Source organism: Agrobacterium sp. GW821-FHT14E08, from assembly GCF_058803865.1.
Map to the genome: position 1 here is coordinate 336,463 of NZ_JBXAPJ010000002.1, position 26,313 is coordinate 362,775.

Here is a 26,313-nt window from a genome sequence, read left to right on the forward strand (position 1 = left end):
ATTCTTATCTCTTCAGATTGATCAGGACATCCATCAAATCCGATCCGGTCTGGAAGACTTTCGAATTCGCAGTATAGATTCGCTGAGATTCAATCATGTCGGTGAGTTCGCTGGCGATATCGACGTTCGAGCCTTCGAGCGCGCCCTTCTGGATGTAGCCGAAGCTGCCCGTCTGCGCGAAGCCGATGGTAACGACACCCGATTCGTTGCTCGGCAGATAGACGTTGCCGTTTTGCGGGCTCAGATTGTCGACGCTCGGCACCGTTGCCAGCGCCAGCTGGTAGATGTTGCGACGGCCGCCATCCTGATAAACCGCCGTCACCAGGCCGTCCTTACCGATTTCGACGTCCTTGATCTGGCTCGGACCGTTACCGTTCAGAACCGCGGTGCCGGGCGTGAACTTCGACGAGAACTGCGTCATCTGCGACAGGTCGATCTCGATCGCCTGCGCCACGCCGCTGTTGTCGTCATTGATCGTGATAGCCTTGGGCGACGCCGTCGTGAGCTTGTTCGTGGCCGGATCGAAGGCCAGCGTCACCGTCTCCTTTACGAGCGTTGCAGGGGCAGTTGCCGTATACGGGAACCCGCCATCGGTCGACTGATCCTGACGATAGACGCTCACTTCCCACTGGGGATTGCCGGAAGCATCATTGTCGATACGCGTGTAATAGAAGTCGTAGAGAACCTTGGCGCCACCGCTGTCGAACGCCGTGAGCGAGGTCTTGGCGCCAACCTTGGAGGTGGCGACGTTGTCGCTCGGACGCGAGCCCGCTGCAACAATCGCTTCGTCACGATTGAGGTTGGCCGGGAAGCTGCCTTGCGTGGAAGGAGATGCCGTCAGGCCGAAGTCATTGATGTTGATGGCCTCAAGGCCAGTAAATCCGTTGACGACCGCTGCCGGCGGGTTGGTACCATAGGGGTAACCCATCAGCAGGAAACCCGCTGCATTCTCCAGATACCCTTCCGAGTTCTTCTGGAAAGAGCCGGCTCTTGTCAGATAAGGCGTGCCGGCACCATCCTGAACCACGAAGAAGCCGTTGCCCTGAACGGCAAGGTCGGTGCTCGAGGTGGTGTAGGAGAGGTTGCCCTGCTCCGAAATGCTGTAGCGAACGTTGGACTGCACGCCGCCCGACGCATAGCTGCCCGACGAGGAGGGCAGGACGAGCGAAGAGAACGACGTCGATGCGCGTTTGTAGCCGGTGGTGCTTGCATTGGCGATGTTGTCGCCAACGGTTCCCAGCTTGTTCGCCTGCGCATTCATGCCGGACACACCGGTTCGCATAGTGCCGAAAATACTCATTCAAAAACCCTCGTGGTCATCTTCAGGGAGAAGGTAAAGCGTTTGGCTTGCGTGAAGCTGTCTGAAATACCGCGTTTGAAAAAGACCACGCGGGTCAATGAAGATCATTGCCAATCAATGCTGTAGCCAAGGAAACGCTTGGAATCGACAGGGTCGTAGCCGAGCTTTTTGCGCAGTTTCTTGCGCAGCTTGCTGATGTGGCTTTCGACAACATTTTCTTCGACGTCGTCATCGAAGATGCCGTAGATCGCGTTGAAAATCTGCGCCTTGGAAACGCGGCGTCCGCGATTGGCAATCAAATATTCAAGGATGCGACGCTCGCGGCGCGGCAGGGGAAATACCTCACCACCGACTTCCGGATCACGGCCGTCGGAGAAAACCCGGATCGGTCCCGCATCGGTGAAGTTCGAAATGACCTGCAGCCGGCGACGGATCGCCGCCGCACGTGCGAGAATTTCACGGGGGTGAACCGGCTTGCGCACGACATCGTCGACGCCGCTGTCGAACAGCGCAAGCGTCGATTCCAGCGAGGGCTGGTCGCTGACCGCGATAACCGGCGCCGTCGTGCGATCCCTGATCGCCTTCGGCAATGAAAAGCTCCGGTCGCCCTGACCGATCAGGAAGGCCTCCACGGCCGCAAGATCGCTGTCCGCCGCCGTCGAGACCCATTCCCCGAATTCGACCGGATCGAAACCGGTCGAGGGGATGCCCTCACGCCCAAATAGAGATGTATAGCCGTCTTTAACGAGCTCGCGCTCATCAACCACTACGATCATTCGTCCGCCTCCGAATCACTGTGGTGTTTTCCAATGTGGCATTGGTACGAATCGGAGGATTCAGCGACAACTGTAGGAAATCATCGATAGTTATTAATAATTGATTAACTATTTTGTGCCGATTTGATCTACATATAGTGGTTGTTAACCATATATGGTACAAAATTTTTGTGTAAAAATTTCAAAATTCCGAAAAAATCGCTTGAAGCGCCTTTTTTCAATCAATCTATCGCCACATTTCAAATTGCGAGTCTTAGACGTGTTTGCACAACCAAAGATTGTTACCCATCGCAGAAGTTTTTCGCGTTGGCAGTCCATTTTCCGTAGCCCGTCGCCACCAGATTGGCGATGACCCGGCAGACATATTTCTTCTGGGCCGGGTCATTGTTGGGGCCGGCGTGATAGCGGGCGACCGCCATAGTCCAGGTTTCATGCCTGTTGTGGAGATTGCGCAGGAACATGGCGGCATATTCGACATTGCGGCGCGGATCGAACATTTCGCGCGCGGATGTGAAGTTTTCGCCATGGAAATAATGGTTTATCTGCATGCAGCCGAGGTCGATCAGCTTGGCACCGTTGCGTTTTGCCGCCTCGAAAGTGGTCAATGCCTCCTCGGTGGAGGCGGCAAATACCGGTTTTCCCTCGATATTCATGGCATTGGGGTCGAGCCGCCCCTTGCGGCCCGTCTCGGTCAGGCCGACGGAATAAAGAATTCCCTCCGGCACCCCATATTTGCGGGCAGCGGACTGGATCTCCCTTTCACACACGCCTGATGTTGCCGAAGCCGAGGCGTTTTCAGAGGTAGACGCCATTGTCAGCAGAAGAACGGGCAGAGCCAAGAGCGCCATCCATGCCTTCATTATGCACCCCCAAATTCTCACCATTGCCCTGTCGACCGTCCCGTGCGCCGGACTCGTCACGGTTGCGCCCCGCCGCGGCCTGCTGGCCCTGCTGCTGCGCCTGCTGATTTTGTTGATTGTTGCCCTGTGTGCCCGTTTGGTCACTCTTGTCGGAAGAAGCGATGCTGATGGTGATGTTATCGACCGTCAGACCCTGCGCCTTGAGACCATCAAGGATGCTCTTGCTGTCTTCCTGGAGCTTTTTATAGGCCGCAACGCTCTCCACCGTCATGTGAACGGCGAGCTCATCACCGGCGAGACGCAGCGACATCGTCACCGATCCAAGCTCGATCGGCGTCATATGCAGCTTCAGCGTATGCACGACCTTGCCAGTGCTGCTCTGCGCCGCTGCGTTGGAGAGCGACGAACCGGGCTGCATGGCGCTGACCCATTCGGGGTCATTGGCGATGAGGCCGGTCAGGGCCGATGCGTTGGTCGACGGCGCCAGACCGATGAACCGCCGTGAATCGAGAACCGTTATTGTATCGGTCGCCTTTCCGGTGCTTTCCCGGGTATCGAACTCGACACGGCCGTCACGCTGCACCGTGCTCATATCGAGCCCGCGGGCCGCACCGGATCGCGGCGAGGAAAAGCGGTATGCCGAGGCATCGTTGCCGTTGTCCGCACCCGATCCGGCGTCGTTTCCGGCCGGTTCCATGCCCGTGTGAATGTCCTTGAGAGAAGGCTCCATTTTTCCCCGGGGCATATCGGCCTTGTCCGACTTGACGGCATCTGCCTTGCCGGCAATGGCCTGCGCGATTTCCTCAAGCGGGGTCTTCGCCGTCGCGATATCGCCGGCATTGGCCACAATCATCTTCAGCTCAGCGAGCTTCGGATCGAGCACATCTGCCGTCGTCTCGCCGTCGCTGTCGGCATCATCCTTGAGCTTCTTGCCCGCCTTGCCGTTTTCAGGCGATGTGCGGGCGGTTTTCATCGCATTGTGAAACTCCGCCGCCGTCTCCTGGGCATGGCCTTCTCCAGCATGCTCGTTGACGATAACATTCAGAAAATTCGCCTGTCGTTTGACCGGGACATCCATCTTTTCCGCCTCACCGCCAGCTTGCGCCTGCTGCTCTTCAGCCGAACCCGCCTCCTGGTGCTGTCGCGAATGGGGTGGCCGATCATCCCGAACCGTGGAAAGGGCCTCGCCGAAACTACCGCCCCTGGCGTCATCGCGCGGACCCGCGCTGCCGGCGCGTGGATCGGCCTGCGGTGCATTCACTATCGCGTTGATGGTTGCGTCGATCATGGTGCCCCCTCGCCTTTCTTTAAAAGGCTGTCGATTTCATCGAGCTTGCTGCGACCGCTCGTTACGAGTTGCCGGACGTTCTCGCCCTCATCATCAGCCTTATGGGTTTCAACCCGCCATATGCTCTTCGCCTCGGCACTGGCCGCCTCTTTTGACGGCGCATCGTGCCCGGCACCCGCTCCTGCCGTAACCCCAGCATCCGTACCCGGCTGCATGGAGGGTGGACGAACCACCTGTTCGGCGATTGCCCTTGCCGCCCCCAGCAGGGCTTTGTCACGATCCGAAAGCTGCGCCTCGGGAATTTGTCCGATTGTCTCGATCGCGCTCACCACGTCGGGCGTGCCGATATTGGAGAGACTTTCATAGAGATTTGCCTGCACTTCCGGCTGGTCCGGCATGGCAGGTGAGAGGCCTTTGACCTTCAGCGCCGCCATGCGCGCCAGCGAATCCTTGCCGCTGATCGCCGCAAGGCGCGAAAGACGCAGATAGGCTTCCTTCTGCCTCTCCGTGTCCATCATGGCGAATGTTTCCTGTATCGCCTCTTCGCCGATGGAATCGGCGCGCTTGACCACGAGCGAGACCAGGAGATCGGCAAACTGGCTGGCATAGGGCGAATGCAGGAACCGCCGCGCATAACGCTGCGCATAGTCGACACCCCGCCCCGCGTCGCCGTCTTCAACGGCAATCGCCAGCGAGCGGCGGAGCGCGGCCTCCTCCACGATGGTGCCGGGCGCTTCGAGCCGGGCTATGTCGTAGAAACCGAGGGCAGCCAGCGGATCGCGCGGGATCGTCACATTGCCGCCAATCAACGCCAGATAGGCGCCAATCCGTGTGCCGCGATATTCGGGCACCATGGCAGCGATGCTCTGCGCCACCAGCGTCCCCTTGCCGGAGAGATATTTACGCAGGATATCGGCGACGCGGCTGTCGAAATTGCCGTCCACATCGCGCGCGACCAGCAATTCAAGCGTCGCCGGATTGCCGCCGCTCATCGCATAGATAAGCGCCGCATCGACATTGCGCGGATCCTTGAAGATCGCCGGGGGAGCGCTCTTCAACCGTTCGTCGATGGTCTGGAGCAGGAAGCGCTGCATCTCGGTGGCCGAATGGTCTCCCATGGCGACCGAATCCTGCACGAATTGCAGGGAGCGCAGCATGGCATAGGGCATGAGATTGTCTTGCGATTGCGAAAACGCCTTGATCGGCTCGCCACCGAGACCGCAAAGCGTCGCTGCAAGAAAAAGCCAGCGTTTCGAGGATCTGTTCACGTTCACCCCCGATCGGCCTCAAGCAGGATTTCGATACGGCGGTTCGCATCCGCCAGAGGGTCCGTCGGCACCTGCAATCTGCGGTCCGCAAAACCCGATACCTGCTTCACCCGCTGTTCGGAGAGGCCACCGCGAACCAGCATGTAATAGGCACTATGGGCGCGATCCATCGAAAGCCGCCAATTGTCATTGGCCTCGCCCTTGAACTGCCGTCCATCGGTATGGCCGCGGATCACGACGCTGCCGCCCCGCTCCTGGAGCAATTTGCCGATCTTTTCCATGGCCAGAACCAATTCGCCCCGGGGCACGGCCGATCCGACATTAAACATCGGCGTTTCGGTCTGGTCGGAAATGGTAAGCAGCAATCCGCCTTCGGCCGGCGTCACCACCAGGCCTTCGGAGAGCTTGCCGGTAATTCCGGATATCTGCTTTTCAATCTCTTCACGCAGCGTGTCAGCCTTTTCCCACTCGGCGTCGCTGGCCTGCTGCTGCTCCGGCTGCGGTTTCGCAAGTGCTGCCTGCTCAGCGGCATCCGGGCGCTGCTGCGGCACCACGGCGGCGACTTCCATCGGTTTGCCGTCCTGCGCCTTATCTGCCGGTGTCTGTGACTGAACGGCCTCAACCGCTTCGCCGTCCTTTGCTGCCGCATCCTGCCTGCTCTCGGCAGACTGATGAGCCTCGACCGGATTCTGCTGCTGGTCGGCGCGGGTGATCTTCACCTGCTGTGTCCAGAAATCAGGATCAAAGGGATCGCGATAGGCTTCACCGCCGCTTGCACCCGTCGCCGGACCGGAATCGGCAGCGCCGCCCTCGCCCTTGGCGCTGACATTGGCCTGCTGCCCGACCTGCTGGGCGATTTCTGCCAGCACCGAATAGGGGTTCTCGAAGAAGTCGGCTTCCGAGAAATTCGACTGTTCGCCAGTCTGGGAGGTCAGGTCCTCACCCGTCGCGGCAGCGGAACCCTTCGTCACCTTTTCAGCCTGGATGTTGGACTGGTCCTTTTTCTGAATGCCCTCTTCCTTGTCCACCGGCTTTTCCAGCCCCTTGGACGAGGGTTTCTCATCGGACAACTTGATCGGATTGAAATAGCTGGCGACCGAGGCCTTGGTTTCTTCGTTCGCGGCGTTGACCAGCCACATGACGAGGAAGAACGCCATCATGGCCGTCATGAAATCCGCATAGGCGATTTTCCACGCGCCGCCATGGGCGCCATCGTGCCCGCCCTTGTGGCGTTTGACGATAATGATCTCGTTTTTACCGTGGTGGTGATTTTCGCCTTCACTCATTTCATCACCTTGCGAAGACTGGACGACCAGGCGGACATGCGCGTGACGAACACGCTCTCACCCACCTCGACGGAAAGGTCGATATCCGTGGACTCGGTAAATTTCATCGTCTCTTCTTCAAAGCCCGGCTGCGTCTTTAATTGCTCGAACAAATTTTTCGGGCCTTTCACAACAAGCGTCACGGCCTCGCCATCCGGCATGGAAGCGCGAACGACATCCGCCAGCGCCGAGACCGCCTTGAGCGAAAGCTCTTCCGTCAGAACCGGCGCGAGAATATTGGCTGTCTGTTCGCTGAGACTGGCGGCGATGGCATCGATACCCTCACGCAAGCCGCGGGACAGGAAAACGGCGATCTCTTCGAGATAGACCGAACGCAGGTCCTCAAGCTCAGCCGCGTGGGCGGCCAGCAGCTCTTCCCGCTCAGCCTGCATCTTCTCGGTGACTTCGCGGGTGGCGTCCTCGTGACCACGGGCATAGGCCGCCTGTTTTTCGCTCTCCACATCAACGGTCTCGAAGTCGTCGAAACCAATCGTCGTATCGGCAAAACCGGAGGCACCATCGGCATCCGCCAGCGGATCGCCGAAAGCCACGCCTGCCGGCTGGGCATCGCCGAAATCCTTGAGATATCGTGCAATTGACGCGCTCATGCTTGCCCCCGGCAGAACAGACCAAAAGAGCGAGACATGTTCCGTTGCCTGCGATCCAGAGCGTTCTGTCGCATTGCCGGATGGAAAACCGGGATCCACTTTTCCTGGAAATGCTCTAAGCCGTTTGGCGGCACCACCGTCATCCTTGCTACCCTGCCCGTCTCTTCCATGATTTCCGGAAGGATCACGCCATGCGATCCGCCCCATATTGCCCCGACGTTAGGTGTTCAAACTTGTGCGAGGATGAAGGCGGACCATTCAGCAAGCCTGCGCCCATTCATCCACGCGCGCGCAGGGCGGCCGAAACCGGTTACTTGAAGAGCTGGAGGATATTTTCCGCATTGGCATTGGCGATGGAGAGCGCCTGGATGCCGAGCTGCTGCTGCGTCTGCAGCGCTTTCAGCCTGGTCGATTCCTCGTTCATGTCAGCATCGACGAGACGGCCAATGCCCTTGTCGATCACATCCATCAGGCTCGACACGAAATTTTCCTGCATGTCGATGCGGCTTTGCAGCGAACCGAGACTGGAGGCCGTGCTGGTCATCGCCTCGAGCTGCTTGTCCACGAAGGACATCATCACATCGATGGCATCCGCATCGGTATAGGTGGTGCCGCCGCCGGCAAAACCGCCCATGGCCGCAGCGACGACATCGAGATTGTCGAGATCGAGTGTGGAGACGGAAAAACCGAGGGAACGAGCGATGGAGGTCTGGCCGCCGCTCGTATCGTAAAACCAGTCATTGCCAGTGGTGTCACGATAGGCAGAGGAAACAGTCGTTCCGCCGCTCGACGGGTCTGTTGCCGTCACCTTGACCCACACATTTTCCGCAAGACGGAGATAATTGTCGGCCCCGCCACTATAGACATTCGGATCCGTATTCGTATCCGCCGTCGCGGCATTCAGAACGCCAATTTGCGCGTCGGTGAGTTTCGGCAGGACGTAACCCGTCTTCGTTACCGTGCCTGCGGTCGTCGACGTCTGGGTGACTTCATATTCCGTCTTGCCGACAAAAACGGCGCTCTTGTCGAGAATACCCAGCTTTCCACCGCTCAGGTCGAAAAGGACGGTGCTGCCATCGAGCTTGTAGTCAACGGTGGTGACGCCGACATTTCCTGAGCCCGTTCGCGTGAAGGATGCAACTACCTTCTTCGTGATGGGTTCTTCGGCCGGCGGCGTGCCACCGTTGCTGATGCTGGCCTGCAGCCAGTTTTCACCCGAGAAGGAGGCGGATTCGGAAATGCTTTTCAGCTGCTCCTGAAGCTGCTTGATTTCATCCTGGATCTTGCCGCGGTCGGCGCCAACGCCATAGGCGGCAACAAGCTTGGCCTTGATCTGCTTGACAACCTCGATCGTGCTTTCAAGCGCGTCATAGGCAGTGTCGACCTTGGCGGCGCCCAGACCCAGGGCATCCTGCACCGCGGAAAGCGCATTATTGTCGGAGCGCATTGTCGTCGAGATGGACCAGTAGGCCGCATTGTCCGCCGCAGTCTCGACACGATAACCGGAGGACACCCGGGCCTGTGTCGTTTCCAGATTCTTGTCGATCATGCGCAGGGTCTGCAGCGCGGCCATTGCCGCCGCATTGGTCAAAATGCTGGTCATGGGATCCACCCAATTCAAAATGTCAGAAAAATCCGGCGCTTCGCCGAAAACGAGCAGGGGCATCATGCGCATCGGCAATGGCTGAAACCGGCCACCGCGACCTGCCGTTCGTTAACAAATCGTTAATGCGATAGGTAACAAACAACAACGCTGATTTGCAAGGCGTTCCTTGGCTTCACAGAACGGTTTTGCATAAACCGGCAGGCTTCAGGCAAGCTCGGGCGAAAAAATGCCCCAATGAGGCCGTCGCACCCGTGATTTTCGCAGGCACGACGGATAATCGATCAAAATGTCCGGTGGTCTGGTTCAGGCCGCTTCACCCTGACGGGTCGGCACGAATCGGGCCGCCATCAGGCTCTGACGCAGAAATTCGGTATTCTCGTCCGGATTTTCGGAAGGGTTCTGAAACGAGACATGGTTGATCTCGACCGCCGCATGGTCGTTCGCGAGAATCAAACGCGCATAGACCGTGGCGCCCTTCGGCTTAAGCTCCAGATCCAGAGTGATCTCCGGCGCGCCTTCCCATTCGAGCTTATATTCGCCACCCGCGCCGAAGTTGATCGTGCCCGGATGATAATAGAGTTCCGCGGCAGACGAGACGAGGTCAGCTATGCTGCCATTGCACTCGAATCTGAGCAGCGAAATCAGGTCGGCCGGGTCTAGCAGGCGTAGTTCGGTGGCGATCGGGTTGATCGCCTCTGCGACGATCATTTCCCGCTGTTCAGAATAGGCGGATTTTTTCATTGGTTTTATTGAACCCGTATTTTCGATGACTTCATGGCGTAAACCCGATGAACGAGTTCAGCCACAGCCTTATAAAAGGCTGGTGGAATCACACTATCGATCGAGACTTGCGCAAACATGGAGCGTGCGAGCGGTGGGTCTTCAAAAACGGGGATATTATTTTCTTCCGCAATCTCGCGGATTTTCAATGCGATAAGGTCCTGGCCCTTGGCAACGACGATCGGCGCGTCGCTTTCTTCGCGCACATAACGCAACGCCACCGCAAAGTGTGTGGGGTTGGCGATGACAAGCGTTGCGCGCGGCACGTTGTTGATCATGCGGCGGCGGGCACGGTCACGCGCGATCGAACGCTGCCGCGATTTGACCACGGGGTCGCCCTGCGACTGCTTGTACTCTTCCTTCACCTCATGCTTCGTCATTTTCAGCTGGCTGAACCAGTGGTGGCGCGTCCACAAAAGGTCGACGGCGGCGAGCAGCGCGGTCGACAGCAGGATCACCACCATCATTTTTTTGACGATCTCGACAACCCTGACGAAAATCACCTGCGGATCGGAAAACATCAGGTCGATGAGACTGTAGAAATCGCCGCGCAGCGCAAAGAACATGATCACCGAAACGATCAATATCTTGAACAGCGATTTGCCGAATTCAACGAAACCCTGCTTGCTGTAGATACGTGTGAAACCCTTTGCAGGCGAGACACGCGACCATTGCGGACGTACCCTTTCAAGCACCGGCGACGGCAGGTTTTGTAAAAACGACGAAGCGAGGCCGAAGACGATGAACATGATCATGGCCGGCATGAGCAGATAGGCCATGGATGTGCCGAGAAAATAAAGCAGCGACAGGGCGTCAGGCCGGGTGCTGAGATCCCATTGCTCGGGCTGGCCGAACAGGTCCTTCAGTGTGACACCGATGCGACCGGCACCATCGGGCAGAAAGAAAACCAGATAACAATAAAAGGCGAGCGACGAGGCAAAGATCGGCACTTCGCGAGAAAATGGAAGGTTGCCCTTTTCGGCCGCATCGCGGAGTTTTTTCTCCGTCGGGGCTTCTGTTTTACTGTCCTTGTCCTGATCGTCTGCCAAGGCACGTTCCCGGGATAAAAAAGGCCCGCCGATCCCGGCAGGCCGTCATCCCGAAATTAGCGCCCATGGTCGGCCATCGCAATGGCCGCGTCTGCCAAGGGTGTGGGTTATCAACCGGCTTCCGCTTAAGCCGCCGCCGATTGTTCGTCCGTGGAGGCTTCCTTCAGCTGAATCTGGCCGGAATTGGCCAGGCGGATGGCTTCCTGCGCCACGGCGCGGCGCGCGATCGCCACTTCGCGGGTGTTGACCGAGGCCTGCGGCACGGCGAGATCCGATTCGATCATGCGGCGCTGACGCGGGCTGATGCTCGACAGGACACATTCCTTGATTTCCGCCGTGGCGCTGCGCAGGGCCATGGTGAGAACATCTGCCGAGACATCGTTGAGCAGCAGAACGCGGCTGCGCTGCGGCATGAACATGATGTCGTCGAAGAGGAAGATCTTCGGCTTGACCTTGTTGGCGGCTTCCTTGCTCAGCGTTTCGAGCGAGCTGAGCAGCGTGTCGACCTGCGGCTTTTCCATTTCGTTCATCAGATCGGCAACCTTCGTGGAACCGCCCGCATTGCGCTCTGCCTCGATCTCGTTGATGAGGTTGACCACACGCTTCTCGATGATCTGCGCAGCCGTGGGGCTGACTTCCTTCATGTTCACCGTACGGTTCATGATATCGGCGCGCTGTTCTTCCGGAATGGTGAGAAGGACCTTGGCGCCGAAGGACGACGGCAGCATGGAGAGGATATAGGCGATGGTCTGGGGATGCTCGCGCAGCAGGAACTTGCCGACGAATTCCGGCTCGGCTTCCTGCAGGCGGTCCCAGATCGACGCCTCATAGGCCTGGAACGCTGCACGGCGGCCAAGAAGGCTGTCGACCTCCTCCGGTGTCAGGCCTTCTTCGAGAATGCTTTCGATCGCCTTGGCATTGTCCATCAGACCCGTTCCTTCGGTGAACAGGTCTTCGAACTCCGCCACGATCTGTGCGAGTTCGTCCGGGGGAATGACGCGCAGCGTCTGGGCCGAGGAAATGATCAGCTGCAATTCGTGCTGCGTGAAAAACTTCAGCAGCTTGCCGGCGACGCCCTTGCCCATGGCAAGAAGCACCGCGGCCGCCTTGTCGGCCTGAGACAACGGCTTGCCCGCAAGGGGGTTACCGAAATCCTCGAAGTCCATCATGGTCTTTCCTCTCCGTCCCCACAGGGATCAGGCTTTTCTCGTACTCATTACTTCAATCAATTTTACGCCGAAGCGCGTATCGTCGTCTTCAAGTACCGTTATTTCACCGCGCGCAATACGGCGGCCATTCACCATGATTTCAACCGGTTCGCCGATCTTGCGGTCAAGCGCGATCGTCGCACCTTCCTCGAGGCTCATCAGACCCGAAACCAGCATCCGGCTGGTGCCGAGAACGATCTGGACATCGATCGGGATATCCATGATCAGGTCCATATTGTCGGACAATCCGCTGCCAAGCGGCGCCTTGACGCCCGCGACCTGCGGGGCGGCGGCAAAATCATCCATCGCAAAATCGGTCGACCCGCCACCGAAGGCGGAAAGGTCGCTGTCAGCGGAAGCATCGTCCGCGCTTCCGAAATCGCCGAAGTCACCAAAGTCGGATAGCGAACCTTCCGCATCCGTCTTGAGGACGCCGCGCAGATCGCCGATAGCCTGGTCGATGTCGCCGCTGTCTTCAAGCGACGGCAGTACCGCATCATCGGTCACAGGTGTTTTCTTCGTAGCCATGCGCTGATTATTCCCTTTGAAACTTGCGTCAACCTGCCCAAAACCCCAAAAGGCCGGGGCAGGATTTAACCCATCAAATGTCGCAGAATCTCGTCGTCCGTGCTGACATTGTTCTTTACCCGAACCATGTAGCGGTCGCCGGACTTGCCGAATTCGCAATTATAGAGTTTGGAGCCGTTGGCACTGACCTCGACGCCGATATCGTCCTGCTTCAGATCCTGAAACGGAATGACGTCGCCGGCCACCAGCCTGGAGATCGTCCGCAGGGTCAGCGTTTCGAGCTTGATGCGCGCCTCGAGCGTTACCTGCGATCTCTTCACCTGCTGCGAAATCATATCCATCCATTCTTCCTGCTTCTTCAGCGCCTGGGCTGAAGCCTTGGGAGCGACGATGGATGTCTTGAGCAGGGGCCGCTGCGGAACGATGAGAGAAAATTCCGACGCGACCTTACCGATATTGATCTTCATGCGAATGGTAACGCCGTAAAGGCCGGCGATCATTTCGTCAAAGGCGCTTTTTCCATTGGCATTGAAGGGCGGATCGATGGTCGCCTCGAAACCACCAGGTGCATTGACGCCCGAGCGCAGGACACCCGCGATGCGTCCGAGAACCATGGCCGCAAGGTCGAGTTCGATATGGGACAGGCTGCGCTCATCAGGCTCGCCGATGGTGTCAGGGGCCGCACCCAGCATGCGCTCCATGAGCGCGATGACGAAGCCGTTGCCGACAGCCATCATGAAATTGGGGCACCAGTTGCGCAGCGAACAATCGGCGACGGCGACATTCTGCCCGACATTGGCGATGAGATCGGTCATCAGCCCCGATTCGGAACCGAGATATTCGACCTCTATCGCAATGCCGGTCTCGCTGTGAAAGATGTCCGGCAGGAATTCGCTGTAGAGATGGCCGATATCGGAACCGATCTTGGCGATCGTCCTGCGGTCGGAAAGCCCTCCCGTGAGTTTCGCGAGCAGGGCGGTATCGATGGCGGGGGCTCTTTGGGGTGCAGCTTTAGCCATCGTCATGCCGCCTTGTTTTCGCCGCCGGGGTTCATCATCTCCTGCTCGACGGCGTCGATGGACGGCCGCTCATAGTTGGAGATGGTCTTGCGGCCGTATTCGAGCGCGACCTGCGGCACCGAGCCGTTCATGTAGGCGATCAGCGTCTGCTTGACGATGATGTAGAGGCGGTGCTGCTTGGTGCGGACGATCTTGACCTGCGAGGCGAGCGGATTGCAGATCGAATAGGACAGGATGATGCCGAGCATGGTGCCGACGAGTGCGGCGCCAATCAGGCCACCCAGAACTTCAGGCGATTCGTTGATCTTGCCCATGGCCTTGATGACACCGAGAACCGCCGCGACGATACCGATGGCGGGGAAGGAATCGCCCATGGTGGTGATCGCGTGGTATGGCTTCAGCTTGTCGGTCAGGATGGTTTCGATTTCCTCATCCATCAACGCTTCGATTTCATGGCTGCGGGCGTTGCCGATAATGATCAGGCGGACATAGTCGCAGATGAACGAGGTCAGTTCCTTGTTCTTCAGGACCGAAGGTGCGCTCTGGAAGATCGAGGATTCTTCCGGATTGTCGATATGGGCCTCGATCTCGTTGCGCGACTTCGTGCGCAGGTCGCGCATCAGCGAATAAAGCACGCCGAGCACGTCGAGATAGTTTCGCTCCTTGGGCACCGAATGTTTGAAGGCCTCGCCGAGCGCCTTGCCCGAGTCCTTCACGACCTTCATCGGGTTCGCCATGATGAAGCCGCCGAGGCCGGCGCCACCGATAATCAACAATTCGAACGGCTGAACCAGCACGTCCAGATGGCCGCCCATCGCCATGTAGCCGCCGATGATGCAGCCGAAGGTGATTATAAGTCCAATTACAATATTCATTGATCGACCACGCCCGAACAGTGTTCCATGCCGCCATCTCTAGAAAATGTGGCTTGCGTGAACCTGTCCGCGAGGCCTCCTGCTCGCTTCCCCATCAGCCAGTTTCGCACAAGCAAGCTGCGGCACTATGCCGGCAAAGGCGGACGTGCGCCTTGAGATCGGGATCAAACGAGAGCGGCGGTTCAGTGACTTCCACCTACACCAGCTACAGACTGATCAGTCATGACATCGGCAAGTCGCTCGAGCGCGTGTCGAAGCAGCCCGACGTGGCGCGCGAGACCGAATATTACCGGTCGAAAATCGGCGATGTAAAATCCATCGACGATTTCATGGCAGATACCCGTCTCTATAATTATGCGCTGAAAGCCCACGGCCTCGAGGACATGGCCTACGCGAAAGCCTTCATCCGCAAGGTGCTGGCGGAAGGCACAACCAGCAAGGACGCCTTCGCCAACAAGCTTTCCGATAGTCGTTATGCCGATCTTGCAAAATCGCTGGACTTTGTGAGCTTCGGGGCAGCCACGACCGCAACTGAGGCGGCGCAGTCCGGCGTCATCAGCAAATACACACGCCAGACCCTTGAACAGGAGGCGGGTGACGACAATAACGGCGTCCGTCTTGCCCTTTATTTCGAGCGCATGGCGCCGAATATCAAATCGGGCCTCGACTTTCTGGCAGACGACGCGCTCGCGCAGGTGTTCCGCACGGCCTACAACCTGCCCGACGAATTTGCGGCAGCAGATGTCGAGAAACAGGCCGCTCTCATCGAAAAAACCATCAATATCAAGGATCTGCAGGATCCTGAAAAGGTCGGCAAGCTGCTCGAGCGTTTCACCATCATGTGGGAAATGCAAAATCCCTCGACGACCTACGATCCCCTTGCCGTTTTCGGCTCCTCCAGCGGCTACGGCATTTCCCCTGACCTGCTGATCTCCATCAACTCCCTGAAACTCGGAGGCAAATGATATGCAATCCGGACTATACGTCGCCCTGTCCTCGCAGATCGCGCTGGAGCGCCGTCTCACCACCATTTCCGACAATATGGCGAATGTGAACACGGTCGGCTTCCGCGGCTCCGAAGTGAAATTCGACGAAATGGTCGCCAAGAACCACAATGACATGAATGCCAAGGTGGCTTTCGTATCGCAGGGCAACGACTACCTCTCCACCCGTCAGGGCGCTTTCGAACAGACCGGCAATTCCTTCGATTTCGCCATCAAGGGCGATGCCTGGTTCTCGCTGGATACGCCCGATGGCCAGATTCTGACACGCGACGGCCGCTTCACCATGCGCCCGGACGGCGCGCTCATCTCCTCGAACGGTTATCCTGTGCTCGACGCGGGCGGCGGTCCCATCCAGCTCAATGCGAATGGCGGCCCGATCACCGTCGGTCTCGACGGCGCCATCAGGCAGAACGAAAACATCGTCGCCACGCTCGGCATCTTCCAGGCGGATTTCTCGCAAGGCTTCCTGCGCCATCCCAATAGCGGTGTGAAGCCCGTGGCCCAGCCGACACCGGTCGTCAACAACCACGAGGTCGGCGTTGTTCAGGGTTATCTGGAAGAATCGAACGTCAACGGCATTTCACAGATGACGCAGCTCATTCAGGTCAACAGGGCCTTCGAGAGCATTTCCTCGCTGATGCGCGACACCGAATCCACCTTCGGTGAGGGGATCAAGACGCTTGGCGGCGCGCGTTGAGGAACTGAGTGATGACAATGCCGGAATCCATGCTCTCGGCCCACGCGATCTCTCCGAAGCTCGCCCAGCTGGCAAGCCTTGCCGGGCACTATGCCGATCCGGAGTTTTCCGTGTCGCCGGGCGGTCATGTCCGTACCATCGCCGCCGGACACTATACGGTTTCCGGCCTTTCACGGCATGTGAGGCTTGGCGAATTCGTCGCCCATCGCAGCGCGACCGGCATTCATCTCGGCGAAGTGGTGCGCGTGGAACCGGATATCTGCTATGTCTGCCCGATCGAACCGGGCGAACCGATCGGCATCCACGACACCGTCATTCGCAAGGGTGCATTCCGCGTCGCGCCTGACGACAGCTGGTGCGGGCGCACCATCAATGCGCTTGGCGAACCCATCGACGGTAAAGGCCCGCTTGCCTCGGGCACCGAGCGTCGTTCGATTTCCAACAACGCGCCGCCTTCGATGACGCGCAAGCGGGTGGAAACGCCCTTTAAAACCGGCGTGCGGGCGATCGATATATTTTCGCCCCTGTGCCTCGGTCAGCGCCTCGGCATTTTCGCCGGTTCGGGTGTGGGTAAATCAACGCTGCTGTCGATGCTCGCCAAGGCCGACGCCTTCGACAAGGTCGTCATCGGGCTGGTGGGCGAGCGCGGCCGCGAAGTGCGGGAATTCATCGAAGACACGATGGGCGAGAACATGGGCAAATCCATCGCCGTCGTCGCAACCAGCGATGAAAGCCCGATGCTGCGCAAGATGGCCCCGCTTTCCGCCGTCACCATCGCCGAACATTTCCGCGACCAGGGCGACAACGTCCTTCTCATCATCGACAGCGTCACCCGTTTCGCCCATGCGATCCGCGAAGTCGCGGTCGCTTCGGGCGAGCCGCCGGTGGCACGTGGTTACCCAGCCTCGGTCTTTACCGAATTGCCGCGCCTTCTCGAGCGGGCCGGACCCGGCGCCGAAGGCACCGGCACCATCACCGCCATCGTCTCCATTCTGGTCGACGGCGACAATCACAATGATCCGATTGCCGATTCGACCCGCGGTATTCTCGACGGCCATATCGTGCTGGATCGCAGCCTCGCCGAAGAAGGCCGCTATCCGCCGATCAATCCGCTCGCTTCGATCTCGCGTCTGGCCAAGAAAGCCTGGACGCCGGATCAGGAAAAGCTGGTCTCGCGCCTCAAGGCGCTTGTGCACCGCTTTGAGGAAACGCGGGATCTGCGGCTGATCGGCGGCTATCGTCCAGGGACCGACCCCGATCTCGACATGGCGGTGAAGCAGGTTCCGATCATCTACGAAACGCTGAAACAGCTTCCGAACGAACCGGCGGCGCAGGACGCCTATGCCGATCTGGCGACTGCGCTGCGTGGCGGAGTGCAAAATAATCAGCCGCAGGTAAACCCGAGAATGAGAGGCTGATCAGTGAAAAAGAATCAGATCGACAATGGCGATGTCGGGGATGTACGGCCGCAGCCTCCTTTTTTCACGCTCGACCGTATTCTGGCGTGGACGGGAATAGGGCTTGCCGCCGCTGCGGCCTTCTTTCCGTGGTATGTGTTCTTCAATGAGGACAAGTTCGGAATAAAGGTGGCAGGCGGCGATCGCACGCGCGACCTGCCCCATACCGGCCCGCGTGAAGTCTTCAGTGTTTCCCCCATGGCGATGACCAACCGCAACAAGGAAGACATGCCGCCACCGGCAGAATTGCCGGATATGCTGACAACGGCGACCGTCAGCGGAAACGGCAAGGAAAAACAGAACGACCTTGCAGCCGGGCTTGAAGATCAGCCCTTCCCCGGCCAGACCTCCTTCCGCCTGCTGCATGTTTCCAACGGCCGCGCGTTGATCGAAGACGGATCGGGCATGTATGTGGTGCGGGTCGGCTCCACATTGCCCGACAATGCGCGCCTGACGAAGATCGAGCAGCGCGGCGGCCAATGGCTGATAGAGACCTCTTCCGGGAAGACCTATCATCCCGAGAAGTAGTCAGATCATTCAGCCCGTATTGCTGTCAGATTTGGCAATGATTTAGCATCCGCACACCGTGGCTGGATGCCGGATTTAGTCCGGCATGACGGAGAGGTTTTGATATCCCAAGGCGCACCGCATCTGCGGTGTGCCTTTTTCGTTTCCACGACAGCCTTCGAGATCACATTCTCCCCTTCTCCGCATCTTCGCCCTCCCCGCAAGTCTGACGCAAGATTAGCGCCGTAGGTTCGGGCCATACGAGATGGAGAAGTCTATGCAACCGATTCAACTGTTCGATCTGGCATCCCGCCAAGCGGAATGGCTGAGCGTGCGGCAGGAAGTCGTGGCGACCAACATCGCCAACGCCAACACACCGAAGTTCCGCGCCAAGGATGTCAGCCCTTTTGAAGCCGTGATGCAGGCCACCGACCAGCAGGTCGGCATGGCGAAGACCCATCCCGCCCATTTCGGTGCAAGCGCCCTTAGCGAAAACATCGCTCTGCGCGACAACCCGGTCAATAACGAGATCGGCATGCAGGAATCGGGCAATTCGGTCGCGCTTGCGGAAGAAATGACCAAGACCGGCGAGATCAAGCGGCAGTACGACCTGAACGCCAATCTCGTCAAATCCTTCCATCGCATGATGCTGATGACGGTAAAGAGGTAAGCCATGGATCCCTTGAGTGCGGCGAGCAAGATCGCTGGCAGCGGCCTGGAAGTGCAGTCCACACGACTGCGCATCGTGTCCGAAAACATCGCCAACGCCAGATCGACCGGCGACACCCCGGGCGCCGACCCCTATCGCCGCAAGACCGTCACCTTCGGCTCGGAGCTCGACCGCGCCAGCGGCGTGGAACGCGTGACGGTGAAGAAGCTTGGCGTCGACCGGGGCGACTTCGTCAATGAATACGATCCCGGCAACCCTGCCGCCGATACCAACGGCATGGTGAAGATGCCGAACGTCAACATCCTGATCGAAATGGCCGATATGCGCGAAGCCAACCGCAGCTACGACGCCAATCTTCAGGTCATCCGCCAGACACGCGACCTCGTCGCTTCCACCATCGACCTTCTGAAGGCATCGCAATGATCGACGGCATCAAGCAACTCAGCTCCCTTTCGCTCACGCGCGGCGCAAGCGGCGTTTCCTCGCTGACGGAAAGCGTTTTCGGCAGCCAGCAGACGACGCCCGCCCAGCAGACGGGTGCAAGCTTCGCAAGCGTTCTCGGCAACGTATCGATCGATGCGATGAACAACCTGAAGAAAGCCGAAGTTGCCTCCTTCGAAGGCATTCAGGGCAAGGCGAATACGCGCGAAGTGGTCGATGCCGTGCTTTCGGCCGAGCAGTCGCTGCAGACCGCCATCGCGCTGCGCGACAAGATCGTGTCGGCCTATCTCGACATTACCAAGATGCAGATCTAGCCCAGCAGGAATATTGACATGAGAGCTCTTGCCATCGCTGCCACCGGTATGGACGCCCAGCAGACCAATCTGGAAGTCATCGCCAACAACATCGCCAACATCAACACCACCGGCTACAAGCGCGCGCGTGCGGAGTTCACCGATCTGCTCTACCAGACCGAGCGCATGCAGGGCGTGCCGAACCGCGCCAACCAGGCGATCGTGCCGGAAGGCGCCAATATCGGTCTCGGCGTGCAGACTTCGGCCGTGCGCAACATCCACACCCAGGGCAACCTGATCGAAACCGGCAACAAGCTTGATGTGGCGATCATCGGACAGGGCTGGTTCCAGATCGAGGCGGCCGACGGTTCGACGCTCTACAGCCGCGCCGGCGCCTTCAACAAGAATGCCGATGGCAATCTCGTGACGGTCGATGGCTATAACGTCATTCCCAACATCAATATCCCGACCGACGCGCAGGACATCACCGTTACCCGCACGGGTCAGGTGACGGCCCGTATCGGCAATGCCGCTGAATTCACCGAACTCGGCCAGCTCACCATCGCCAACTTCGCCAACGAAGCGGGTCTGAAGCCACTCGGCGACAACCTCTTTGCCCAGACGCCGGCTTCCGGCGACGCGGTCATCGGCGTGCCTGACGATCCGAGCTACGGCTACATCAAGCAATCCTACCTCGAAGGCTCGAACGTCGACGCCGTCAAGGAAATCACCGACCTGATCACGGCGCAGCGCGCCTATGAGATGAATTCCAAGGTCATCACCACCGCTGACGAAATGGCTTCGATTGTCAGCAAGAACCTGAAGTAAGAACGGAAAGGCAGGCGAACATGAGGTTTGGCCGGAACAATAGCAGCTACAGAACGGCGCTCGTCCGTATGTGCCTGGCGTCTGCCTTTTCACTGGGGGTTTTTGCGCCCGCATCGGTGCCGGCTCTGGCCCAGGCGCCGATGGCGCTGGTTCCCACACGTACCATCTATCCCGGCGAGACGATTACGCCCGAACAGGTGAAGCCGGTGGAAGTGACAAACCCCAATATTTCCTCGGGCTATGCCAGCGACATCAGCGAAGTCGAAGGCATGATCTCCAAGCAGACCCTGCTTCCCGGCCGCACCATTCCCGTCGCGGCACTGCGCGAACCCTCGCTCGTCGTGCGCGGCACCAGCGTCAAACTCGTCTTCACCATCGGCAACATGACGCTGATGGCTTCGGGAACGCCGATGACCGATGGATCGCTCGGCGAGGTCGTGCGTGTGCGCAACATCGATTCCGGCGTGATGGTCAGTGGCACGGTCATGAAGGACGGAACCATTCAGGTGATGGCGAAATGAGAGTGCTTCGTATCATAGCCGCGGCCATTCTGATTTCAGCCCAGCCGTTCCTTTCCATGCCCGCAGCCCATGCCGATACGTCCCGCATCAAGGATATCGCATCGCTGCAGGCCGGGCGGGACAACCAGCTGATCGGATATGGTCTCGTCGTCGGCTTGCAGGGCACGGGCGACAGCCTGCGGTCCTCGCCGTTTACCGAGCAATCCATGCGCGCGATGCTACAGAATCTCGGCATCACCACGCAGGGCGGCCAGTCAAACGCCAAGAACATCGCCGCCGTGATGGTGACGGCCAATCTGCCGCCTTTCGCCAGCCCCGGCAGCCGCGTCGACGTGACGGTCAGTTCGCTGGGCGACGCAAACTCGCTGCGTGGCGGAACGCTTATCATGACCTCGCTCTCCGGTGCGGACGGTCAGATCTATGCGGTCGCGCAGGGTGCGCTGATCGTCAACGGCTTTTCGGCCCAGGGCGACGCTGCGACGCTGACGCAGGGCGTGACAACCTCCGCACGCGTGCCGAACGGCGCGATCATCGAGCGTGAACTGCCGTCAAAGTTCAAGGATTCGGTCAATCTCGTCCTTCAGCTGCGCAATCCCGATTTTTCGACCGCGGTCAGGGTTGCCGATGTCGTCAACGCCTTTGCGCGCGCCCGTTACGGCGATGGTATCGCCGAGCCGCGTGATTCACAGGAAATCGCAGTGCAGAAGCCCCGCACCGCCGATCTGACCCGCCTGATGGCGGAAATCGAGAACCTGACGGTCGAGACGGATACGCCCGCCAAGGTCGTGATCAACGAACGCACCGGCACGATCGTCATTGGCGCGGATGTGCGCATCTCCCGCGTCGCCGTAAGCTATGGAACGCTGACCGTGCAGGTGACCGAATCGCCGCAGGTCATCCAGCCCGCGCCATTCTCGCGCGGCCAGACGGCCGTGCAGCCGCAGACGGATATCATGGCAATGCAGGAAGGCAGCAAGGTCGCCATCGTCGAAGGGCCTGACCTTCGCACGCTGGTTGCCGGTCTCAACAGCATCGGGCTCAAGGCGGATGGCATCATCGCCATTCTGCAAGGCATCAAATCCGCCGGCGCCCTTCAGGCGGAGCTTGTGCTGCAATGATGAAAAGTCTGAAGAAAAACCATTTCTCGAATGGCCTTGCCCGCTTCGCAGCGGTGGCATCGCTGCTTTTCCTGCTGCCGGCCGCCGGCGCGGAAAGCCAGCAGAACGTGGTGTCGGAACTCAGTACGCAGGATGAAATCCAGAAATTCTGTACCAATATCGCCGATGCCGCGCGCGACCAGCGTTATCTGATGCAGAAGCAGGAGCTTGAAAAGCTTCAGTCGGACGTCAACGAGCGCATTGCCGTGCTGGAAGACCGCAAGGCGGAATATGAGGACTGGCTGGCGCGGCGCGAGCATTTCCTCAATCAGGCAAAAAGCAATCTCGTCGACATCTACAAGACGATGAAGGCGGACGCCGCCGCACCGCAGCTTGAAAAGATGCATGTGGAGATTGCCGCCGCCATCATCATGCAGCTGCCGCCGCGCCAATCCGGTCTCATCCTAAGCGAAATGGATGCGCAGAAAGCCGCAACCGTCGCCGGCATCATGTCGCAGGCAACTGACAAAAACACTTCGAAGGATCCTTCATGAGCACGCGTCGTCTTCCGGCCCTCCTCCTGCCGCTCGCTCTGCTGGCCGGCTGCCAGAACAACCAGACCCTGAAGGAAATCGGCAATGCGCCCGCGATGAGCCCGATCGGCAGCGGCCTGCAATTCAGCCAGACGCCGCAGATGGGCATGTATCCCAAGCAGCCAAAACACATGGCCAGCGGCTATTCGCTGTGGAGCGACAGCCAGGGAGCACTGTTCAAGGATCTGCGCGCGCTGAATATCGGCGACATCCTGACCGTCAACATCCAGATCAACGACAAGGCCGATTTCGATAATGAAACGGAGCGTAACCGCACGAATTCCAGCGGCCTGAACTGGAAGGCCAATGCGGAGATCCTTGGCTGGAACCCGAAGGCCGATTCCAGCATCAATTACGGTTCCGATACCGACACCCAGGCAAAGGGCAAGACCAAGCGTTCCGAAAAGCTGACGCTCCTCGTGGCCGCCGTGGTGACCGGCATTCTCGAAAACGGCAACCTCATCATCAGCGGTTCGCAGGAAGTGCGCGTCAACCACGAAATCCGTATCCTGAATGTCGGCGGTATCGTCAGGCCGCAGGATGTCGATGCGCAGAACATGATCTCCTACGAGCGCATCGCCGAAGCACGCATCTCCTATGGCGGTCGCGGCCGTCTGACGGAAGTGCAGCAACCGCCGGTCGGTCAGCAGGTCGTCGACCTGTTCTCGCCCCTCTGACGCCGGCATGCGGGAACGGGACTGATCCATGGAAAACGAACAGGCTGAGAGCAAGAAAAAGTCCTCCCCGCTGGTCATGACCATCGCCGGCGTTGCTATCCTCACATTGCTCGGTGCAGGCGGCGGCTGGCTTGTGGGCGGTATGATCGCCCCCAAGATCGCCGGCGCCGAGACGGCCGCGAAAGCGCCGGAAGCTGCCGGTGAAAAGGGTGGCAAAGACGCCGAAGGCATCGAAAAAATTTCCGCCGAGGCGAACGGCATCGTCCAGCTCGACCCCATCACCACCAACCTCGCCTACCCTGCGACGAACTGGGTGCGGCTCGAAGTGGCGCTGATGTTCAAGGGGCCGGTGGAAGTGGGTCTCGCCGAGGATATCCACCAGGATATCATGGCCTATGTCCGCACCGTCTCCCTTCAGCAGCTGGAAGGGCCGCGTGGCTTTCAATATCTTAAGGATGACATTCAGGAACGAGTTGACCTGCGCTCTCAAGGGCGCGTATCCAAGGTCATGTTCCGGACCTTTGTCATCGAATGATTCGATTTCTTGTTACCATCGCCGTCCTCCTCGCCTTGCCGGGCCTTGCCAATGCCCAGCAATTTCCGTCCGATCTGTTCAATACGCAGATAGACGGATCCGTTGCGGCATGGATCATCCGTACCTTCGGTCTTCTGACGGTTCTCTCCGTCGCGCCCGGCATTCTGATCATGGTCACGAGCTTCCCGCGCTTCGTGATTGCCTTTTCGATCCTGCGCTCGGGCATGGGGCTCGCATCGACCCCGTCCAACATGATCCTGCTGTCGATGGCGATGTTCATGACCTTCTACGTCATGTCGCCGACCTTCGACAAAGCCTGGACGGACGGCGTGCAGCCGCTTTTGCAGAACCAGATCAACGAACAGCAGGCCGTAGAGCGCATCGCCGAGCCCTTCCGCACCTTCATGAACGCCAATACGCGTGACAAGGATCTGAAGCTCTTCGTCGATATCGCCCGCGAGCGCGGACAGGAAGTGATGACCAACAATGTCGTCGACTACCGCGTGCTGGTTCCTGCCTTCATGCTGTCGGAAATCCGGCGTGGTTTCGAGATCGGTTTCCTGATCATCCTGCCGTTCCTGGTCATCGATCTGATCGTCGCCACCATTACCATGGCGATGGGCATGATGATGCTGCCGCCCACCTCCATTTCGCTGCCGTTCAAGATCCTGTTTTTCGTGCTGATCGACGGCTGGAACCTGCTTGTCGGCAGCCTCGTCAGATCGTTCAACTAACGGCAATCTGTGCCGGACTGACACCGCTTAACCCTGTTCTTTAACCCCGCATGCCCAAGGCTGCGGGGTTTTTGCGTTTTAACGCTTTGGTTACCAGCTTTACTGATGACTTGGTAACTATATTTTTAAATTAAAAACTCACCAATAAGATAAATTCAAAACTAACCATAAGTATTTTCCAGTATTTCTTAACGTTCAAATTAATCATTGGGCAATTTTTCGCTGCGAGATTTGCCCCACACACAACGGGTTTGGTTTCCGAAACTAAGCATTTCTGAACCGAGTGGCATGAAGCCGAAACGTTGCGACCGGTAATACAAAGTCCGGAATGTCCCCACTCCAGTATCTCGTAAACAAGGGACACATTTACTATGGCAAGCATTCTCACCAACATTAACGCAATGTCCGCTCTTCAGACGCTGCGTTCGATCTCTTCCAGCATGGAAGACACGCAGAGCCGTATCTCGACGGGTCAGCGCGTAAGCTCTGCCTCCGACAACGCCGCTTACTGGTCGATCGCGACCACCATGCGTTCGGACAATGCAGCTCTGTCTTCCGTACAGGACGCGATGGGCCTCGGCGCCGCCAAGGTCGACACCGCCTCTTCCGGCCTTGAATCCTCGATCAACGTCATCAAGGAAATCAAGAACAAGCTCATCACCGCCCAGGAATCGACGGCTGACAAGTCCAAGATCCAGGAAGAAATCACGCAGCTCCAGGATCAGCTGAAGTCCATCACCGACTCGGCTTCCTTCTCCGGTGAAAACTGGCTCAAGGGCGTTATCGGCAAAGCCGCCGCAACGGCCGGCGACCTGGCAACCGGCGTTTCCATCGACAAGCAGATCGTCGGCTCCTTTACCCGTAGCTCTGAGGGCAACGTCAAGGTTCAGTCCATCGACGTCACTCTCGACGGCTCGAACGTTCTCGTCGATGTCAGCGGCAACAAGCAGGGTATTCTCGATGCCGACGCCCTGAAGGCAAACGTTGCAAAATGGACCGATGGTACGTTCCGCACCGCAACGACGACGCTCGGCGCGACCTTCTCCGAAGGCTCAAACGGCGTCTGGAGCGATGGCACGGACTTCTACAAGCAGGTTGGCGAAAACAAGTGGCTCCAGACAACTGACGCCACTGGTGCAACTCTCAATGCCGCTGTTCCCGCTGCACTGACGACGACCGCAGCCGTCTATGCTTCCGGCACATCGGTTCTCAACCTGGATCTCACCAAGCTTGACGCCATGAAGACCGATTTCGGCCTGGGTGCGACAGCAACCAGCGAAGACGTTCTCGACCAGCTGATCTCGCATGTTGATGGCCAGCTCGAAGCAGCGACAAGCGCAGCCGCAAAGCTGGGCGCTGTATCTTCGCGACTGGATATGCAGCAGAACTTCGTTTCCAAGCTGTCTGACTCGCTCGAAAGCGGTATCGGCCGCCTCGTCGACGCCGACATGAACGAAGAATCCACCAAGCTGAAGGCCCTGCAGACGCAGCAGCAGCTGGCAATCCAGTCGCTCTCGATCGCAAACAGCGACTCGCAGAACATCCTGTCGCTCTTCCGTTAAGAGACGGCATCTCATAGCCCTTAAGGGGCTGGGGGATCCAATATCGAGACCAGGTGTGCGGGGGCTGACCGCGCATCTGGTACGATAGGAAAAAATGGTTGGAGGCTGAGCCAACCATACAGAAAAAGGCCGCATCTTTTTAAAAAGGATGCGGCCTTATCTGTTTTTTAAGGTCTTTGCTTTATGCGCGCGTGCGCGCGATGGTTG

29 protein-coding genes are annotated in these 26,313 nt (G+C 58.6%); 15 read left to right on the forward strand and 14 right to left on the reverse strand.

Annotated elements, in window-relative coordinates; genetic code table 11:
* Positions 1 to 4 precede the first annotated feature (4 nt).
* The 14 genes from AC1ROR_RS10375 to motA all read right to left on the reverse strand — a co-directional run bounded on the left by AC1ROR_RS10375 (position 5) and on the right by motA (position 14,490).
* Positions 5 to 1,300, reverse strand: a complete 1,296-nt coding sequence (locus AC1ROR_RS10375) for a flagellar hook protein FlgE (protein WP_035227708.1) — start codon at positions 1,298 to 1,300, stop codon at positions 5 to 7.
* Positions 1,301 to 1,404: 104 nt separating this feature from the next.
* Positions 1,405 to 2,076: a transcriptional activator Rem gene (rem, locus tag AC1ROR_RS10380; RefSeq protein WP_035227710.1), complete on the reverse strand. Its 672-nt coding sequence runs from the start codon at positions 2,074 to 2,076 to the stop codon at positions 1,405 to 1,407.
* A gap of 281 nt (positions 2,077 to 2,357) precedes the next feature.
* The gene (locus tag AC1ROR_RS10385) at positions 2,358 to 2,924 is read right to left on the reverse strand and encodes a lytic transglycosylase domain-containing protein (RefSeq protein ID WP_035227712.1); all 567 of its coding nucleotides are present in this window, start codon (positions 2,922 to 2,924) and stop codon (positions 2,358 to 2,360) included.
* The gene (fliK, locus tag AC1ROR_RS10390) at positions 2,872 to 4,224 is read right to left on the reverse strand and encodes a flagellar hook-length control protein FliK (protein WP_498589349.1); all 1,353 of its coding nucleotides are present in this window, start codon (positions 4,222 to 4,224) and stop codon (positions 2,872 to 2,874) included. The genes AC1ROR_RS10385 and fliK overlap by 53 nt, the downstream gene beginning before the upstream one ends.
* Entirely contained in the window at positions 4,221 to 5,492 is a 1,272-nt protein-coding gene (motC, locus tag AC1ROR_RS10395) for a chemotaxis protein MotC (RefSeq protein ID WP_498589350.1), read from the reverse strand. Before motC ends, fliK begins: the two co-directional genes overlap by 4 nt.
* 2 nt (positions 5,493 to 5,494) lie before the next feature.
* Positions 5,495 to 6,778: a MotB family protein gene (locus AC1ROR_RS10400; RefSeq protein WP_080833482.1), complete on the reverse strand. Its 1,284-nt coding sequence runs from the start codon at positions 6,776 to 6,778 to the stop codon at positions 5,495 to 5,497.
* The gene (locus AC1ROR_RS10405; protein ID WP_498589351.1) at positions 6,775 to 7,425 is read right to left on the reverse strand and encodes a hypothetical protein; all 651 of its coding nucleotides are present in this window, start codon (positions 7,423 to 7,425) and stop codon (positions 6,775 to 6,777) included. Before AC1ROR_RS10405 ends, AC1ROR_RS10400 begins: the two co-directional genes overlap by 4 nt.
* A gap of 310 nt (positions 7,426 to 7,735) precedes the next feature.
* Positions 7,736 to 9,028 carry a flagellin N-terminal helical domain-containing protein gene (locus AC1ROR_RS10410; protein ID WP_498589352.1) on the reverse strand — a complete coding sequence of 431 codons (1,293 nt, stop codon included), beginning with the start codon at positions 9,026 to 9,028 and terminating at the stop codon, positions 7,736 to 7,738.
* Positions 9,029 to 9,334: 306 nt separating this feature from the next.
* Positions 9,335 to 9,772, reverse strand: a complete 438-nt coding sequence (locus tag AC1ROR_RS10415; protein WP_035227720.1) for a BspJ family T4SS effector nucleomodulin — start codon at positions 9,770 to 9,772, stop codon at positions 9,335 to 9,337.
* Positions 9,773 to 9,777: 5 nt separating this feature from the next.
* A complete protein-coding gene (flhB, locus tag AC1ROR_RS10420; RefSeq protein ID WP_035227722.1) occupies positions 9,778 to 10,860 on the reverse strand; it encodes a flagellar biosynthesis protein FlhB in 1,083 nt (360 codons plus the stop codon).
* A 125-nt stretch (positions 10,861 to 10,985) separates the two neighbouring features.
* Positions 10,986 to 12,029, reverse strand: coding sequence for a flagellar motor switch protein FliG (gene fliG, locus AC1ROR_RS10425; RefSeq protein WP_035227725.1), 1,044 nt, complete (start codon positions 12,027 to 12,029; stop codon positions 10,986 to 10,988).
* Between the two features lie 27 nt (positions 12,030 to 12,056).
* Positions 12,057 to 12,596, reverse strand: a complete 540-nt coding sequence (gene fliN / locus AC1ROR_RS10430; protein ID WP_035227726.1) for a flagellar motor switch protein FliN — start codon at positions 12,594 to 12,596, stop codon at positions 12,057 to 12,059.
* Between the two features lie 65 nt (positions 12,597 to 12,661).
* On the reverse strand, positions 12,662 to 13,621 hold the full coding sequence (locus AC1ROR_RS10435; RefSeq protein WP_498589353.1) for a FliM/FliN family flagellar motor switch protein: 960 nt from the start codon (positions 13,619 to 13,621) through the stop codon (positions 12,662 to 12,664).
* Positions 13,618 to 14,490 (reverse strand): flagellar motor stator protein MotA, encoded by an 873-nt coding sequence (gene motA / locus AC1ROR_RS10440; RefSeq protein ID WP_035227730.1) that lies wholly within the window; start codon positions 14,488 to 14,490, stop codon positions 13,618 to 13,620. The genes AC1ROR_RS10435 and motA overlap by 4 nt, the downstream gene beginning before the upstream one ends.
* 185 nt (positions 14,491 to 14,675) lie before the next feature.
* Between motA and AC1ROR_RS10445 the strand changes: the two genes are divergently transcribed.
* From AC1ROR_RS10445 to AC1ROR_RS10515, 15 genes are all read left to right on the forward strand, one after another.
* Positions 14,676 to 15,455, forward strand: a complete 780-nt coding sequence (locus AC1ROR_RS10445; RefSeq protein WP_139786060.1) for a DUF1217 domain-containing protein — start codon at positions 14,676 to 14,678, stop codon at positions 15,453 to 15,455.
* A 1-nt stretch (position 15,456) separates the two neighbouring features.
* Entirely contained in the window at positions 15,457 to 16,191 is a 735-nt protein-coding gene (gene flgF / locus AC1ROR_RS10450) for a flagellar basal-body rod protein FlgF (protein ID WP_035227734.1), read from the forward strand.
* A gap of 11 nt (positions 16,192 to 16,202) precedes the next feature.
* Entirely contained in the window at positions 16,203 to 17,609 is a 1,407-nt protein-coding gene (gene fliI, locus AC1ROR_RS10455; RefSeq protein WP_035227735.1) for a flagellar protein export ATPase FliI, read from the forward strand.
* A 3-nt stretch (positions 17,610 to 17,612) separates the two neighbouring features.
* A complete protein-coding gene (locus tag AC1ROR_RS10460; protein WP_498589354.1) occupies positions 17,613 to 18,176 on the forward strand; it encodes a hypothetical protein in 564 nt (187 codons plus the stop codon).
* Between the two features lie 256 nt (positions 18,177 to 18,432).
* A complete protein-coding gene (flgB, locus tag AC1ROR_RS10465) occupies positions 18,433 to 18,825 on the forward strand; it encodes a flagellar basal body rod protein FlgB (protein WP_003493850.1) in 393 nt (130 codons plus the stop codon).
* Positions 18,826 to 18,828: 3 nt separating this feature from the next.
* Complete coding sequence (gene flgC, locus AC1ROR_RS10470) at positions 18,829 to 19,248, forward strand: flagellar basal body rod protein FlgC (protein ID WP_035227740.1); 420 nt, start codon at positions 18,829 to 18,831, stop codon at positions 19,246 to 19,248.
* Positions 19,245 to 19,580 (forward strand): flagellar hook-basal body complex protein FliE, encoded by a 336-nt coding sequence (fliE, locus tag AC1ROR_RS10475; protein WP_035227741.1) that lies wholly within the window; start codon positions 19,245 to 19,247, stop codon positions 19,578 to 19,580. The genes flgC and fliE overlap by 4 nt, the downstream gene beginning before the upstream one ends.
* 18 nt (positions 19,581 to 19,598) lie before the next feature.
* Positions 19,599 to 20,387, forward strand: a complete 789-nt coding sequence (gene flgG / locus AC1ROR_RS10480; RefSeq protein ID WP_080826137.1) for a flagellar basal-body rod protein FlgG — start codon at positions 19,599 to 19,601, stop codon at positions 20,385 to 20,387.
* A 20-nt stretch (positions 20,388 to 20,407) separates the two neighbouring features.
* Positions 20,408 to 20,908, forward strand: coding sequence for a flagellar basal body P-ring formation chaperone FlgA (flgA, locus tag AC1ROR_RS10485; RefSeq protein WP_142172928.1), 501 nt, complete (start codon positions 20,408 to 20,410; stop codon positions 20,906 to 20,908).
* Between the two features lie 56 nt (positions 20,909 to 20,964).
* Entirely contained in the window at positions 20,965 to 22,026 is a 1,062-nt protein-coding gene (locus tag AC1ROR_RS10490) for a flagellar basal body P-ring protein FlgI (RefSeq protein WP_498589593.1), read from the forward strand.
* On the forward strand, positions 22,023 to 22,559 hold the full coding sequence (locus AC1ROR_RS10495) for a MotE family protein (RefSeq protein ID WP_082183719.1): 537 nt from the start codon (positions 22,023 to 22,025) through the stop codon (positions 22,557 to 22,559). The genes AC1ROR_RS10490 and AC1ROR_RS10495 overlap by 4 nt, the downstream gene beginning before the upstream one ends.
* Positions 22,556 to 23,275 carry a flagellar basal body L-ring protein FlgH gene (gene flgH, locus AC1ROR_RS10500; RefSeq protein ID WP_080833471.1) on the forward strand — a complete coding sequence of 240 codons (720 nt, stop codon included), beginning with the start codon at positions 22,556 to 22,558 and terminating at the stop codon, positions 23,273 to 23,275. Before AC1ROR_RS10495 ends, flgH begins: the two co-directional genes overlap by 4 nt.
* 28 nt (positions 23,276 to 23,303) lie before the next feature.
* Positions 23,304 to 23,810 (forward strand): flagellar basal body-associated FliL family protein, encoded by a 507-nt coding sequence (locus AC1ROR_RS10505; RefSeq protein WP_498589355.1) that lies wholly within the window; start codon positions 23,304 to 23,306, stop codon positions 23,808 to 23,810.
* Entirely contained in the window at positions 23,807 to 24,544 is a 738-nt protein-coding gene (gene fliP / locus AC1ROR_RS10510) for a flagellar type III secretion system pore protein FliP (RefSeq protein WP_003493833.1), read from the forward strand. The genes AC1ROR_RS10505 and fliP overlap by 4 nt, the downstream gene beginning before the upstream one ends.
* Positions 24,545 to 24,915: 371 nt before the next feature.
* The gene (locus AC1ROR_RS10515) at positions 24,916 to 26,106 is read left to right on the forward strand and encodes a flagellin N-terminal helical domain-containing protein (RefSeq protein WP_498589356.1); all 1,191 of its coding nucleotides are present in this window, start codon (positions 24,916 to 24,918) and stop codon (positions 26,104 to 26,106) included.
* Positions 26,107 to 26,313: the final 207 nt, after the last annotated feature.

Bases quoted from the DNA above. Each gene is read 5' to 3' on its own strand.
- AC1ROR_RS10375 (WP_035227708.1), bottom strand. From the start codon at position 1,300: ATGAGTATTTTCGGCACTATGCGAACCGGTGTGTCCGGCATGAATGCG.
- rem (WP_035227710.1), bottom strand. From the start codon at position 2,076: ATGATCGTAGTGGTTGATGAGCGCGAGCTCGTTAAAGACGGCTATACA.
- AC1ROR_RS10385 (WP_035227712.1), bottom strand. From the start codon at position 2,924: ATGGCGCTCTTGGCTCTGCCCGTTCTTCTGCTGACAATGGCGTCTACC.
- fliK (WP_498589349.1), bottom strand. From the start codon at position 4,224: ATGATCGACGCAACCATCAACGCGATAGTGAATGCACCGCAGGCCGAT.
- AC1ROR_RS10400 (WP_080833482.1), bottom strand. From the start codon at position 6,778: ATGAGTGAAGGCGAAAATCACCACCACGGTAAAAACGAGATCATTATC.
- AC1ROR_RS10405 (WP_498589351.1), bottom strand. From the start codon at position 7,425: ATGAGCGCGTCAATTGCACGATATCTCAAGGATTTCGGCGATGCCCAG.
- AC1ROR_RS10410 (WP_498589352.1), bottom strand. From the start codon at position 9,028: ATGACCAGCATTTTGACCAATGCGGCGGCAATGGCCGCGCTGCAGACC.
- AC1ROR_RS10415 (WP_035227720.1), bottom strand. From the start codon at position 9,772: ATGAAAAAATCCGCCTATTCTGAACAGCGGGAAATGATCGTCGCAGAG.
- fliG (WP_035227725.1), bottom strand. From the start codon at position 12,029: ATGATGGACTTCGAGGATTTCGGTAACCCCCTTGCGGGCAAGCCGTTG.
- fliN (WP_035227726.1), bottom strand. From the start codon at position 12,596: ATGGCTACGAAGAAAACACCTGTGACCGATGATGCGGTACTGCCGTCG.
- AC1ROR_RS10435 (WP_498589353.1), bottom strand. From the start codon at position 13,621: ATGACGATGGCTAAAGCTGCACCCCAAAGAGCCCCCGCCATCGATACC.
- motA (WP_035227730.1), bottom strand. From the start codon at position 14,490: ATGAATATTGTAATTGGACTTATAATCACCTTCGGCTGCATCATCGGC.
- flgF (WP_035227734.1), top strand. From the start codon at position 15,457: ATGCAATCCGGACTATACGTCGCCCTGTCCTCGCAGATCGCGCTGGAG.
- fliI (WP_035227735.1), top strand. From the start codon at position 16,203: ATGACAATGCCGGAATCCATGCTCTCGGCCCACGCGATCTCTCCGAAG.
- flgB (WP_003493850.1), top strand. From the start codon at position 18,433: ATGCAACCGATTCAACTGTTCGATCTGGCATCCCGCCAAGCGGAATGG.
- flgC (WP_035227740.1), top strand. From the start codon at position 18,829: ATGGATCCCTTGAGTGCGGCGAGCAAGATCGCTGGCAGCGGCCTGGAA.
- fliE (WP_035227741.1), top strand. From the start codon at position 19,245: ATGATCGACGGCATCAAGCAACTCAGCTCCCTTTCGCTCACGCGCGGC.
- flgG (WP_080826137.1), top strand. From the start codon at position 19,599: ATGAGAGCTCTTGCCATCGCTGCCACCGGTATGGACGCCCAGCAGACC.
- flgA (WP_142172928.1), top strand. From the start codon at position 20,408: ATGAGGTTTGGCCGGAACAATAGCAGCTACAGAACGGCGCTCGTCCGT.
- AC1ROR_RS10490 (WP_498589593.1), top strand. From the start codon at position 20,965: ATGCCCGCAGCCCATGCCGATACGTCCCGCATCAAGGATATCGCATCG.
- AC1ROR_RS10495 (WP_082183719.1), top strand. From the start codon at position 22,023: ATGATGAAAAGTCTGAAGAAAAACCATTTCTCGAATGGCCTTGCCCGC.
- flgH (WP_080833471.1), top strand. From the start codon at position 22,556: ATGAGCACGCGTCGTCTTCCGGCCCTCCTCCTGCCGCTCGCTCTGCTG.
- AC1ROR_RS10505 (WP_498589355.1), top strand. From the start codon at position 23,304: ATGGAAAACGAACAGGCTGAGAGCAAGAAAAAGTCCTCCCCGCTGGTC.
- fliP (WP_003493833.1), top strand. From the start codon at position 23,807: ATGATTCGATTTCTTGTTACCATCGCCGTCCTCCTCGCCTTGCCGGGC.
- AC1ROR_RS10515 (WP_498589356.1), top strand. From the start codon at position 24,916: ATGGCAAGCATTCTCACCAACATTAACGCAATGTCCGCTCTTCAGACG.